At 73.3% G+C, this 13,470-nt stretch carries 9 protein-coding genes and 1 pseudogene; 9 read left to right on the top strand and 1 reads right to left on the bottom strand.

Annotated features, from left to right (window positions below; all coding sequences use genetic code 11):
* Window positions 1-517 precede the first annotated feature (517 nt).
* Window positions 518-2,311: a dolichyl-phosphate-mannose--protein mannosyltransferase gene (locus tag ACWF9Z_RS26120; RefSeq protein WP_453605724.1), complete on the bottom strand. Its 1,794-nt coding sequence runs from the start codon at window positions 2,309-2,311 to the stop codon at window positions 518-520.
* Between the two features lie 281 nt (window positions 2,312-2,592).
* On the opposite strand from ACWF9Z_RS26120, the gene rsmI reads away from it, so the two are divergent.
* The 9 genes and pseudogenes from rsmI to ACWF9Z_RS26075 all read left to right on the top strand — a co-directional run.
* Window positions 2,593-3,486, top strand: coding sequence for a 16S rRNA (cytidine(1402)-2'-O)-methyltransferase (gene rsmI, locus ACWF9Z_RS26115; protein WP_453605836.1), 894 nt, complete (start codon window positions 2,593-2,595; stop codon window positions 3,484-3,486).
* A 273-nt stretch (window positions 3,487-3,759) separates the two neighbouring features.
* Window positions 3,760-4,137, top strand: a complete 378-nt coding sequence (locus ACWF9Z_RS26110; protein ID WP_453605835.1) for a hypothetical protein — start codon at window positions 3,760-3,762, stop codon at window positions 4,135-4,137.
* 10 nt (window positions 4,138-4,147) lie between these two features.
* Window positions 4,148-5,026, top strand: coding sequence for a TatD family hydrolase (locus ACWF9Z_RS26105; protein ID WP_453605722.1), 879 nt, complete (start codon window positions 4,148-4,150; stop codon window positions 5,024-5,026).
* A gap of 1,095 nt (window positions 5,027-6,121) precedes the next feature.
* Window positions 6,122-7,501, top strand: coding sequence for a ubiquitin-like domain-containing protein (locus tag ACWF9Z_RS26100; RefSeq protein WP_453605834.1), 1,380 nt, complete (start codon window positions 6,122-6,124; stop codon window positions 7,499-7,501).
* On the top strand, window positions 7,498-8,427 hold the full coding sequence (gene rsmA, locus ACWF9Z_RS26095) for a 16S rRNA (adenine(1518)-N(6)/adenine(1519)-N(6))-dimethyltransferase RsmA (protein ID WP_453605720.1): 930 nt from the start codon (window positions 7,498-7,500) through the stop codon (window positions 8,425-8,427). Before ACWF9Z_RS26100 ends, rsmA begins: the two co-directional genes overlap by 4 nt.
* A gap of 26 nt (window positions 8,428-8,453) precedes the next feature.
* Entirely contained in the window at window positions 8,454-9,347 is an 894-nt protein-coding gene (locus tag ACWF9Z_RS26090) for a 4-(cytidine 5'-diphospho)-2-C-methyl-D-erythritol kinase (protein ID WP_453605718.1), read from the top strand.
* Between the two features lie 183 nt (window positions 9,348-9,530).
* A complete protein-coding gene (locus ACWF9Z_RS26085) occupies window positions 9,531-11,327 on the top strand; it encodes an ABC-F family ATP-binding cassette domain-containing protein (protein ID WP_453605716.1) in 1,797 nt (598 codons plus the stop codon).
* Window positions 11,328-11,481: 154 nt separating this feature from the next.
* Complete coding sequence (locus tag ACWF9Z_RS26080) at window positions 11,482-13,164, top strand: outer membrane protein assembly factor BamB family protein (protein ID WP_453605714.1); 1,683 nt, start codon at window positions 11,482-11,484, stop codon at window positions 13,162-13,164.
* A 91-nt stretch (window positions 13,165-13,255) separates the two neighbouring features.
* Window positions 13,256-13,470: pseudogene (locus tag ACWF9Z_RS26075) on the top strand (PQQ-binding-like beta-propeller repeat protein); the annotation flags it as partial.

The raw sequence follows: 13,470 nt of genomic DNA, 5'->3' as shown, positions 1-13,470 counted from the left end.
CGATGAATGCCCCGTGGATTGCGGTCGGTATTTCCGAATGTCGATAACGGAATGCCTTGAGGCTTATCCATGTCAAGATTGCAGCGAATTCGACAATTGGGGTTCCATAGAGCCCAATTACCTGTATTCGCCGGTTCTTGATGCGTTGCTTGAGGTCGGCAATCTCGCGCCGGTGTTTGATCAGCGAATCGGTGGTGTTACGTGCTATTGCCGCCATTGGTTGTGAAACCCTCCCCCCAGCGCGCACTCTTGGTGAGAAACGCTCGCTGAATTCTGCCAGCCAACGCCATCGTTGGAGAGGGTTTGATCACGATTCACCGAGCGGAGTGAGCGTGATCAGGGGCGCAGGCGCCCTTAGATCTTCATCGACGTCGCGGGCCGTCTTCCGGCAGGCAGCACCAGCGTCCGGCCGGGGCCGTCTGTGGGCCGTCAAGGGGTGGCCCACGACGGCCAGAGACCCCCAACAACAACCACGACGGGCCGGTGCCACGAGGTGCCGGGCGTGTCGTTGAGGCAGCTAGACCCAGGTGTCCAGCCACATCCGGCCCCGCCAGGAGTCCATCGGGAGGGACTGGCCGGTATAGATCGGCCAGAAGTAGATGAAGTTCCAGACGATCAGCAGGACGAGGACGCCCGCCGCCACCGCGCCCAGGGCGCGCCGGCGTTCCGAGGAGCCGGCCGGGCCCAGGAGGGCGCCGGTCATCATGGCCACCGCCAGGCACAGGTAGGGGACGAAGACCACGGCGTAGAAGAAGAAGATGGTCCGTTCCTGGTAGTTGAACCAGGGCAGCAGGCCCGCGGCGACCGCGCAGGCGATCGCGCCGGCCCGCCAGTCGCGGCGGAAGAGCCAACGCCACAGCACGTACAGCAGCGCGAAGCAGCCCGTCCACCACAGCAGCGGGGTGCCGAGCGCCAGCACCTCGCGGGCGCACTTGGCCGTCTCCGTGGCCGGGCAGCCGTCGGTGCCCGGCGCGGGGGACTCGTAGAAGTAGGAGACGGGGCGGCCCAGGACCAGCCAGCTCCACGGGTTCGACTCGTAGGTGTGGCCCGAGGTCAGACCCACGTGGAAGTCGTAGACCGTCGTCTCGTAGTGCCACAGGCTGCGCAGCCACTCCGGCAGGAACGACAACGAGCTGTGCTGGTCGTTCTTGACGGCCCAGTCGCGGAAGTAGCCGCCCTTTCCGTTGTCGGGGGAGAGGATCCAGCCGAGCCACGAGGCCAGGTAGACCGCGATCGCCACCGGGACGGTGGAGAGGAAGCCGGGCAGCGCGTCCCGGCGCAGCATCGCCGCGTACGGGGAGCCCGCGCCCGCGGTGCGGCGCGCGGCCGCGTCCCACAGCACGGTCAGGACCCCGAAGAAGGCCAGCACGATGAGGCCGTTCCACTTCGTGCCGAAGGCCAGGCCCAGGCACACGCCGGCCAGGATCCGGTACGGGCGCCAGCCCAGGCCCAGCGTCTCCGCGATCCGGGCGTCCGGGCGGGTCCGTCCCTCACCGTCCACCGGGAGGGCCGCCGCGAGCCGGGCCCGCGCCTTGTCCCGGTCGATGACCAGCGATCCGAAGGCCGCCAGCACGAAGAACATCAGCACCAGGTCGAGCAGCGCGGTGCGGCTCATCACCAGGTGCAGGCCGTCCACCGCCATGAGCAGGCCGGCCAAGCAGCCGAGGAACGTCGAGCGGAACAGCCGCCGTCCGATCCGGCACAGCATCAGCACGGACAGCGTGCCGAGCAGAGCGGTCATGAACCGCCAGCCGAAGGGGTCGAAGCCGAACATCCATTCGCCGAGGCCGATCACCCATTTGCCGACCGGCGGGTGCACGACGTAGCCCGGGTCCACGGGGAGGCCGACTCCGTCGGGGTTGGCGAGGATCGACTTGTCGATGTCCTTGGGCCAGCTCGCCTCGTAGCCCTGCCGGATCGTGGCCCACGCGTCCTTGGCGTAATACGTCTCGTCGAATATCACCGCCTTCGGGCTGCCCAGATGGGCGAACCGCAGCACCCCGGCGACCAGCGCCACCAGCAGCGGTCCGGCCCACGCCAGCACCCGCTCCCAGACCGCGGCCGTCTCGGCCCGGATGCCCAGGGTCGCCCACAGCTGCGCGGACGGCCGGGCGTACGGGGGCACCAGGCGGGTGCGGACGTCCGACTGCTTCCGTGCCCCCGTCCGGGCCGCGTACCCGAAGCCGCGCAGGCGGCGCAGCCAGGCGGACGGCTGGTCGGCGGGTCCGGATCCGGGGCCGAGGTCGGGCCCCGCCGATGAGGCGGGCGGGGCGCCCGCGGGGCTGGGCGGCGGCGTCGCGGTACTGGTCACCGGGTCATCGTAGGGAACGAGGCTGTGTCGAGGGGGTCCGGGTGACCCGCGGTGGGGACGAAACCCGGGGGACGGGAGCGCCGGGACGAGCGGGGCGGGACGGCTGAGAGGATGGGGCGGTGACCACTGACCAGCCCCGCCCCTCCGAGGCCCCCGCCGAAGCCCCGACCGAGAACGCGCCCGCGGGCGCGTTCGAGGCCGTCTCCGAAGCGTCCGCCGAGGCCCGTTCCGAGGCCCGTTCCGGAGCCTCCTCCGCGGCCCTTCCCGCGGCCGCCTCCGGCGTGTCCGGGGCCCCGGGCGCGGGCGTGCTCGTGCTCGCCGGGACCCCGATCGGCGACCTCGCCGACGCCCCGCCGAGGCTCGCCTCCGAGCTGGAACGGGCCGACGTGATCGCCGCCGAGGACACCCGGCGGCTGCGCCGGCTGACCCAGGGGCTGGGCGTCTACACCACCGGGCGCGTCCTGTCGTACTTCGAGGGCAACGAGTCCGCGCGCACCCCCGAGCTGGTCGAGGCCCTGGTGGCCGGCAAGCGCGTCGTGCTGGTGACGGACGCCGGCATGCCCTCGGTCTCGGACCCCGGCTACCGGCTGGTCGCCGCGGCCGTGGAGAAGGACATCAAGGTCACGGCCGTGCCCGGCCCCTCCGCCGTCCTCACCGCGCTCGCCCTGTCCGGGCTGCCCGTCGACCGCTTCTGCTTCGAGGGCTTCCTGCCGCGCAAGGCCGGCGAGCGCCTCGGTAAGCTCCGCGAGGTCCAGGGCGAACGCCGCACCCTCGTCTACTTCGAGGCCCCGCACCGGCTCGACGACACCCTGGCCGCCATGGCCGAGGTGTTCGGCGCCGGGCGGCGCGCCGCCGTCTGCCGCGAGCTGACCAAGACCTACGAGGAGGTCAAGCGCGGCGGCCTCGGCGAGCTGGCCGTCTGGGCCGCCGAAGGCGTGCGCGGGGAGATCACCGTGGTCGTCGAGGGCGCCCCGGCCGCGGTCCCCGGCGACGTGGACGCGGAGGAGCTGGTGAACCGGGTGCGGGTGCGCGAGGAGGCGGGCGAGCGGCGCAAGGAGGCCATCGCGGCGGTCGCGGCCGAGGCGGGCGTACCCAAGCGCGAGGTCTTCGACGCCGTCGTGGCGGCAAAGAACGCGGCACAAAAGGTGCCGCCGGTCGGTAAAGAGCTAACCTGAAAAGCAAAGCTCAGACCGCGCACCGGGCGCTTTGGGCATGACTCGCCCAAAGACCGTCCAACACTAGACAGGGCCTGATGCGCTCCCGCCCGAAGAGGCGTCCACTGGCATTGCACCAGTGGAACAAGAGGAGCTGGCATGAGTGAGATCGCTGACCCCCAGGTACCCGTCGCCGTACCCGCCGCGTCCACCACGTTCACATCCGCATCCGCAGCCGTGACCGCCGCCGCACCGGGCGCGCCGACCGTGCACGAGGCGTACGCCTTCGCGTGCATGAAGTGCGGCTACGGCTGGGAGCAGGGGTACGAGATAGAGCACCACGTCGACGCCACTGGACAGCCCTTCATCGTCTACACGGTGCAGGGCGAGCGGGTCCCGTCGCCGCTGTCGAACCCGACGTGCATGAACTGCGGCGGCCACGTGGTGCGGATCATGCGCGAGGGCCAGGTCAAGTCGGTGCTCGGCATGATGGACCAGCTCTACCACCACCGGGCCGCCCCCGGCATCGCCGGTCCGGTCCCGGCGTCGTACGAGGAACAGCCCCCGCGGGCGCCGAAGCAGCGCAAGGTGGCGCACGACGGCCCCGGGCCGGTCGCGGTGGAGAAGCCCGGGCCGCTGGCCCGGCTGCTCGGGCGCTTCCGCCGGTCATAAGATCGGCCGCATGAGCCGTAGTACGTCGAACGACGCGCCGCCCCCGCTGCCCGAACCGCTCCGGGTGGCGGTCGCCGACTCCCACACCCATCTGGACATGCAGTCCGGGACCGTCGAGGAAGGCCTGGCCAAGGCCGCGTCCGTGGGCGTGACCACCGTCGTCCAGGTCGGCTGCGACGTGAAGGGCTCCCGCTGGGCGGCCGAGACCGCGGCCGCCCACGCCAACGTCCACGCCGCCGTGGCCCTGCATCCCAACGAGGCCCCCCGGATCGTGCACGGGGACCCCGACGGCTGGTCGCGGCAGGGCGCCCGCGAGGGCGGCGGGGAGAGCGCGCTCGACGACGCGCTCGCCGAGATCGAGGCCCTGGCCGCGCTGGCGCACGTGAAGGCGGTGGGCGAGACCGGGCTCGACTTCTTCCGGACCGGGCCGCAGGGAATGGCCGCGCAGGAGCGTTCCTTCCGCGCCCACATCGAGATCGCCAAACGACAGGGCAAGGCCCTGGTCATCCACGACCGCGAGGCCCACGCGGACGTCCTGCGCGTACTGCGCGAGGAGGGCGCACCCGAGCGGACCGTCTTCCACTGCTACTCCGGCGACGCCGAGATGGCCCGTGAATGCGCGGCCGCCGGCTACTACATGTCCTTCGCCGGCACGGTCACCTTCAAGAACGCCCAGCCGCTGCGGGACGCCCTGGCGGTGGCCCCGCTGGAGCTGGTGCTCGTGGAGACGGACGCCCCGTACCTGACCCCGGCGCCCTATCGCGGCCGGCCGAACGCCCCGTACCTCATTCCGCTGACGGTGCGGGCGATGGCCGCCGTCCGCGGCATCGACGAGGACGCCATGGCGACGGCGCTGGCGGCCAACACGGCTCGCGCCTTCGACTACTGAGCGCCGGACGGACGCGCTCCCTCACCCGTTCGCCACAGTGCGTAGCCGTACCGCTTTGTAGCGTGACGGCCGCTCCGCTAGGGTGCCGTGCCCGAAGCAGCGGGACGGACCAGTGGAGCGAGCGTCGTGAGCGATATGTCCTGGCCGGCCGGCGGCGGTGATCCCGGAGGCCTCGACCCCCGGGATCCGTGGGACCGGGATCCCGGGCACGAGCCGGGCCGGGCTCCCGGCGACGGGGTCGTCGGCTGGGCGGACGCGCTGGCCACCCAGGCAGGGCCGCCCGCACCGGTGGGCCTGGTCGATCCGGACGGGGACCAGGGCCCGGACCTGGACGTGGGCCCGGGGCAGGGCTTCCACCAGGGCCAGGGCCAGGGCTTCCACCAGGCGCTGGACCAGGGCTTCGGCCAGGGCCTGGACCAGGGCTTCGGCCCAGTCCTCGACCAAGGCTTGGGCCTGGACCTGGCCTTGAACCTGGACCAGGGCTCGTACCCGGACCTGAATCCGGCCCGTGGCCAGGGGTTCGACCACGACGCGAGCCCGGACCCGGACCCGGATCCGGGCCGGGGCCCGGACCGAGGGCCGGATACGGGCCTGGGCATGGATCCGGGCCCAGGCGTAGGTCCGGGCCTGGGCGTGGATCCGGGCCCAGGCGTAGGTCCGGGCCTGGGCATGGATCCGGCCCTGGGCATGGGCCCGGGTCTGGGTCCGGACCCGGCCCTGAGCCTCGGGCTGGGGCTGGGCATGCCCCCGGACCCCTACCCGGGACAACAGGAGCCGCAGCCCGGGGTCCCGGCCCCCCGCGGCGGTGCCCGGCGGCGCAGGACGGCCGGGCCAGGGGCCGGAGACGGGGCGGCCGGAGCGGGGCCCGGGGCAGGATCCGACGACGCCGGGCCGGGCCGCCGGGCCAGGGGCCGGACCGCCGCCCCGACGCAGGAGCCACCGGCCACCGGCCGCCGCAGGCGCGCCGAGCCCGGCCCGCTCCCCGGCCCGCTCCCCGGCTCCTCCACCGCTCCGCCCGCGGAGCTGACCCCGCTCACGGACCTGTTTCCGCCGTCGGACCTGACCCCGCTCACGGACCTGACCCGGCCCGCGGACCTGACCCCGCTCACGGGCCTGAGCCGGCCCGCGGACCTGACTCCGCCCACGGACCTGGCCCCGCTCACGGACCTGGCCCCGCCCGCGGACCCGGCCCCACCCGCGGACCCGGCCCCGCCCGGACCGGGCCGCCGCAGAGGCGCTCCGCGGCCGCCCGCCGAAGCACTCGACCCCGCCCCGGCCCCCGCCGCCCCCGCGGCCCCCGCCGCCCCCGCGGTCCCCGCCGCCCGCCGCGGCGGCTCGGGGCCCCCCGACCGGCGGCGCCGCCCGGCGGGCACCCGCTCGGTCCACGCCGGCTGGCGGCGGATCGTCCCCCAGGCCCTGGTCGTCGCGTTCCTGGCCGGCGGCACGACCGCCTTCGTCGCGGCCGACAAGGCGGTACGCCTCACCGTCGACGGAGTTCCGCGGACGCTGCACACCTTCGCCGGCGACATCGGCGGGCTGCTCGCCGCCGAAAGGCTCGGCGTCGGCCCCCACGACCTCGTCGCCCCGGCCAGGGGCGAGGCCCTGGAGGACGGTGACGAGATCGTCGTCCGCTACGGCCGCCCGCTGCGCCTCACCCTCGACGGACAGCGGCGCGAGGTGTGGACCACCACCCGCACGGTGGACGGCGCCCTGCGCCAGCTCGGGATCCGCGCCGAAGGCGCCTACCTCTCCGCCGCCCGCAGCGCCCCCGTCCCGCGCGCCGGCCTGGACCTCGCCGTCCGCACCGAGCGCAGCGTCACCTTCATGGCCGACGGCCGCGAGAGCGCCATCCGCACCAACGCCGCCACCGTCCAAGAGGCCCTCGACCAGGCCGGGATCACCCTCCACGGCCAGGACACCACCTCCGTGCCCCCCGACGTCTTCCCCCGCGACGGCATGACCGTCACCGTGCTCCGCATCACCGGAACCCGCGAAGTCCGCGAGGAGCGCATCCCGTACGCGACCGAGAAGGTCGAGGACCCCACGCTCTTCGCCGGCACCGAGGTCGTCGAACGCTCCGGGCGCCCCGGCGCGCGCAGGGTCACGTACGGCCTGCGCAGCGTCAACGGCGTCCGGCAGAAGCCCCGCCGGATCGCCGAGGAGACCGTCCGCGAACCCGTCACCCAGCTCGTCAAGGTCGGCACCAGGACGCTGCCGAGCTCGGTGACGGGCGCGGACGGCCTCGACTGGGCCGCGCTGGCCCGGTGCGAGTCCGGCGGCAGGCCCGGCGCCACCGACCCGTCGGGGACGTACGGCGGGCTGTACCAGTTCGACGTCCAGACCTGGCAGTCCCTCGGCGGCAGCGGCCGGCCCCAGAACGCGCCGGGCCCGGAGCAGACCTACCGCGCGAAGAAGCTCTACGTGCAGCGGGGGGCGAGTCCGTGGCCGCACTGCGGCCGTACCCTTTATCGGTGAGCACAGCAGAGCAGCAGCCCGATCACTCGTCCGAGACCGCGCCCGCGGCAGCGCCCGAGACCTCCGCCCTCCTCGGCGCGGCCGACATCCGGGAGCTGGCCGCCGTCCTCGGCGTCCGGCCGACGAAGCAGAAGGGCCAGAACTTCGTCATCGACGCCAACACGGTGCGCCGCATCGTGCGCACCGCGGGGGTCCGGCCGGACGACGTGGTCGTCGAGGTCGGTCCCGGCCTGGGCTCGCTGACGCTCGCGCTGCTGGAGGCCGCCGACCGGGTCGTCGCCGTGGAGATCGACGACATCCTGGCCGCCGCGCTGCCCGCGACCATCGAGGCGCGGATGCCCGAACGCAAGGACCGCTTCGCGCTGGTCCACTCCGACGCGATGCTGGTCAAGGAACTGCCCGGCCCGCCGCCGACCGCGCTCGTCGCGAACCTCCCGTACAACGTGGCCGTGCCGGTGCTGCTGACCATGCTCGACCGCTTCCCGAGCATCGAGCGGACCCTGGTGATGGTGCAGGCGGAGGTCGCGGACCGGCTCGCCGCCAAGCCCGGCAACAAGGTCTACGGAGTGCCCTCCGTCAAGGCCAACTGGTACACGGACGTCAAGCGGGCCGGCTCCATCGGCCGCAACGTCTTCTGGCCCGCGCCGAACGTCGACTCCGGTCTCGTCTCGCTCGTGCGCCGGGCCGAGCCGGTCAAGACCACCGCCACCAAGTCCGAGGTCTTCGCCGTCGTCGACGCGGCCTTCGCGCAGCGCCGCAAGACGCTGCGCGCGGCGCTGTCCGGCTGGGCGGGTTCGGCGCCGGGCGCCGAAGCGGCGCTGGTCGCGGCCGGCGTCTCCCCGCAGGCCCGCGGAGAGTCCCTGACCGTCGAGGAGTTCGCGGCGATCGCCGAGCACAAGCCGGCGCCGGAGAGGCCCGCCCTGTGAGCGCCCGGGAGGATTCCGGAGCGGGCGTGACGGTACGGGTGCCCGCGAAGGTCAACGTGCAGCTCGGGGTGGGCGCGGCCCGCCCGGACGGCTTCCACGACCTGGCCAACGTCTTCCTGGCGGTCTCGCTCTACGACGAGGTCACGGCGACGCCCTCCGGTTCCCTGACGGTGACCTGCGAGGGCCGGGGCGCGGACCAGGTCCCGCTGGACCGGACGAACCTGGCCGCGCGGGCGGCGCAGGCGCTGGCGGACCGGGCCGGGCTGACCCCCGCCGTCCACCTCCACATCGCGAAGAACATCCCCGTGGCCGGAGGCATGGCGGGCGGCAGCGCGGACGGCGCGGCCGCCCTCCTCGCCTGCGACAGGCTGTGGGGTCTGGACACCCCGCGGGAGGACCTCCTCGCCCTGTGCGCCGAGCTGGGCAGCGACGTGCCGTTCAGCCTGGTCGGCGGGGCGGCGCTCGGCACCGGCCGCGGGGAGATCCTGACCCCGGTGGCGGCGGGCTCCTTCCACTGGGTGTTCGCGGTCGCCGACGGCGGGCTGTCGACCCCGGCGGTGTTCCGCGAGTTCGACCGCCTCGCCGAGGGGCGCGAGATCCCCGTCCCGCGGGCCTCCCCGGACCTCCTGGCGGCCCTCGCCTCCGGCGACCCGGACGCCCTGGCCGCGCACCTGGCCAACGACCTCCAGCCCGCGGCCCTGTCGCTGCGGCCCTCGCTGGCCGGCACCCTCGCCGCGGGCACGGACGCCGGAGCCCTGGCCGCCCTGGTCTCCGGCTCGGGTCCGACGACGGCCTTCCTGGTCCGCGACGCGGAATCGGCGGCGAAGGTGGCGGCCGCCCTCGACGCCTCGGGGACGTGCCGCAGCACCCATACGGCCACGAGTCCGGCCCCCGGCGCGACGGTCCTTCCCGGAGCCTGACCCCGGTCCGGGCCGAGGGGGACCGGGCGGGCGTGCCGCGGCGGCCGCCCCCCGGCCGGGCGGGCCGTGACCGGCGGGTCCCCCCCGGGGCGCTCGACGGGCGGCCGCCGGTGGAACGGTTCGGCACTTCGCGGAGGGTTAGGCTGGGGGGCTGATCCACACCCCTTCCCTGGAGCGCTCCTGATGGCCGTCAATCTGGTCAATGTCGAGGCAGTCAGCAAGGTGTACGGAACCCGTACCCTGCTCGACGGCATTTCCCTCGGCGTGTCCGAGGGGGACCGGATCGGTGTCGTCGGCCGCAACGGCGATGGCAAGACCACCCTCATCCGGATGCTCGCGAAACTGGAGGAACCCGACAGCGGCCGGGTCACCCAGAACAGCGGCCTGCGCATGGGCGTGCTCACCCAGCACGACTCCCTCGACCCCAAGGCCACCGTCCGCCACGAGATCATCGGGGACATGGCTGACCACGAGTGGGCCGGCAACGCCAAGATCCGCGACGTCCTCACCGGACTCTTCGGCGGCCTCGACCTGCCCGGCTTCGGGCAGGGCCTCGACACCGTCATCGGCCCGCTCTCCGGCGGCGAGCGCCGCCGCATCGCGCTCGCCCAGCTCCTCATCGCCGACCACGAACTCCTCGTGCTCGACGAGCCCACCAACCACCTCGACGTCGAGGGCATCTCCTGGCTGGCCGGGCACCTCCAGGAGCGCCGCTCCGCGCTCGTCTGCGTCACCCACGACCGGTGGTTCCTCGACCAGGTCTGCACCCGCATGTGGGACGTCCAGCGCGGTGACGTCCACGAGTACGAGGGCGGCTACAGCGACTACGTCTTCGCCCGCGCCGAGCGCGACCGCATCGCCGCCACCGAGGAGTCCAAGCGGCAGAACCTGATGCGCAAGGAGCTGGCCTGGCTGCGCCGCGGAGCCCCCGCCCGGACCTCCAAGCCGCGCTACCGCATCGAGGCCGCCAACGAGCTGATCGCCGACGTGCCGCCGCCGCGCGACAAGTCCGCGCTGATGAGGTTCGCCAACGCGCGCCTCGGCAAGACGGTCTTCGACCTCGAGGACGTCACCGTCCAGGCCGGCCCCAAGACCCTCCTCAAGCACCTCACCTGGCACCTGGGCCCCGGTGACCGCGTCGGTCTCGTCGGCGTCAACGGCGCCGGCAAGACCTCCCTGCTGCGCGCCCTCGCCGAGGCCGCCCGCACCCAGGGCGAGGTCCAGCCGGCCGCCGGGTCCGTGACCGTCGGAAAGACCGTCAAGCTGGCCTACCTCTCCCAGGAGGTCGGCGAACTCGACCCGTCCCTGCGGGTCCTGGAGGCCGTGCAGCGCGTGCGCGACCGGGTCGACCTCGGCCAGGGCCGCGAGATGACGGCGGGCCAGCTGTGCGAGCAGTTCGGCTTCACCAAGGAGAAGCAGTGGACGCCCGTCGGCGACCTCTCCGGCGGTGAGCGGCGCCGGCTGCAGATCCTGCGCCTGCTGATGGACGAGCCCAACGTCCTCTTCCTCGACGAGCCCACCAACGACCTCGACATCGAGACCCTGACCCAGCTGGAGGACCTCCTCGACGGCTGGCCCGGTTCGCTGATCGTGATCTCGCACGACCGGTTCTTCATCGAGCGCACCACCGACACGGTGATGGCGCTGCTCGGCGACGCGAGCCTGCGGATGCTGCCGCGCGGCCTGGACGAGTACCTCGAGCGCCGGCGGAAGATGATCGACGCGGCCGCCCCGGCGCCCGCCCCGTCCTCCGCGAAGTCCTCGGCCTCCGGGGACGCGCGCGCCGCGAAGAAGGAGCTGCAGAAGATCGAGCGGCAGCTCAACAAGATGTCGGACCGCGAGAGCAGCCTGCACGCGCAGATCGCCGAGCACTCCACCGACTTCGACAAGGTCGCCAAGCTCGACGCGGAGCTGCGGGAACTCATCTCGAACCGGGACGAGTTGGAGATGCGCTGGCTGGAGCTCGCCGAGGAGGCGTGAGTTCCGGGGGCCCGAGGCCCCAACTGGCCGGATAACGACGGCATCACGGGCCGGTCCTCCCTTGGGAACAGGGGGAGGACCGGCCCGGCGCACGTGCGTGGGCAGTGATAGAAAGGGCATCCTCCCACCACCCCGAAGCCGAAGGTATGCGCTGATGACCGAGCCGCCCCAGCCGCCGAACCAGCCGCCGACACCTTCCGGTTACGGCCACCTCCCCGGGCCGCCGCCGTCCGGGTACGGAAATCCGCCGCAGGGCGAGAACCCGTACGCCCAGCAGCCCCAGGGCGCGCCCCAGCCGCAGGGCCCGTACCCGCAGCAGCCCCCGCAGGGGCCGTACGGCCAGCAGCAGCCCGGCGGCTACGGCTTCCCGCCGCCGCCCCCCGGCATGCCGCCGATGCCGCAGTCCGGCCCGCCCGCCAAGCCGAGCAAGAAGGCGGCCGTGCTGATCGCGGCCGCAGTCGCCGGCGTGCTCGTGCTCGGCACCGGCGGCTACTTCCTGTTCGTCAAGGACGGGGGCAAGGGCGACGACGTCCCCGTGGCGCAGGACTCCACGGCCCCGACCGACGACAAGGCCTCCCCGTCCGAGTCCGTCGACAAGGGCGACGGCAGCGGCAACGGCAGCGGCGACAAGGAAGACCTCAACGCCGGGCGCGCGCAGGGCGAGGACAAGGTCCTCTGGTTCAAGACCAGCAAGGTCGACGGTCCCGGCTCCGGAGTCGACTCCACGGGCCAGTGGATCGTCGGCGACACCGTCGTCAAGACCCTCTGGAAGTCGGTCACCGGCTACGGGGTCGCCGACGGCAAGGAGAAGTGGACCCTCACCCTCCCCACCGTCATCTGCGGGGTCACCGACCAGAGCACGGACGGCAAGACCGTCGTCATGTACAAGGACGGCGAGTCCGACAGCGCCAACTGCAACCAGATGCGGATGATCGACCTCAAGAGCGGCAAGGAGGGGTGGTCGCACGAGGTGCCGAAGGAAGGCCTCTTCGACATCTTCGGCAGCCCCGACCTCGCCCTCACCGGCGACGCCGTCGTCGTGAACCGGATGGGCACGTCCAGCGCCTTCAAGGTCAGCACCGGCGACAAGCTCTTCGACAACAAGCGGACCGAGGGCTGCCAGCCCGGCGACTTCGCCGCCGGCAACGGCAAGATGCTCGCCATCGCCACCTGCCAGGACGCCGACCACACCGTCCAGGTCATGGACGCCGACCCGGCCACCGGCAAGAACACCTGGACCTACAAGCTCCCCAAGGGCTTCGAGGTGAAGACCGTCTACTCGCTGGACCCGATCGTGCTCGACCTCGGCAACTCCGAGAGCAAGGAACGCTCCATCGTGGTCCTCGGCCCCGACGGCCAGCAGCGCGCCACCGTCGCCGGCAACGGCAGCTTCCGGGCCGGCTGCGGAGGCACCTTCAACCGGTCCCTCCAGAGCTGCGGGACCTCGTACGTCGACGCGAACACCCTCTACCTGCCCACCGTGGCCGACGCGGGCAAGGCCAACGAGATCGTCGCCTTCGACCTGACCACCGGCAAGGAGAAGTGGCGCACCCCGGCCGGCGAGGGGCGCACCCTCACCCCGCTCAAGGCGGCCGGCGGCCAGGTCGTCGTCTACCGCAAGGCGGAGTACGACAAGGGCGGCGAGGTCCTCACGATCCCGGCCGGCGGCGGCACGCCCACGGCGGTCCTGCGCAACCCCTCCGGCCCGGCGGCCCCCGTCGAGAGCTCCTTCTACTCCCCGACCGTCGACTACGCGGACGGCCGGCTCTTCGTCTCGGCCTCGCACCTGCTCGCCCAGAACAAGGACGAGAAGTTCCTGATGGTCTTCGGCAAGTGAGCGGTGCCGGCGATCCCGCCGTGAACGATCCCCTGAACGAGTCCGTCGTGAACGAGTCCGCCGAGCAGCCCACCGAGAGGCAGTAGCACAGATGAGTACCCCGCCGCCCCCCAGCCAGCCGCCGTCCGGCGGCTTCGGCGCGCCGCAGGACCCCCCGCCGGGCGGCTTCGGCGGACCCCCGCCGGTGCCGCCCGCAGCGCCGGCCAAGCCGTCCTCGCCCCCGCCGCCGCCGGCCCAGCCGCCGGCGGTTCCGGCCGGCCAGCCCGCCGCGCCCGCCCCCGCCGCCGCCCCCGCCCCCCCCCCCCC

Source organism: Streptomyces sp. NPDC054961 (assembly GCF_053609145.1).
Note: the sequence above shows the minus strand (reverse complement) of the source record. Positions and strands in the feature narration are given on the sequence as shown.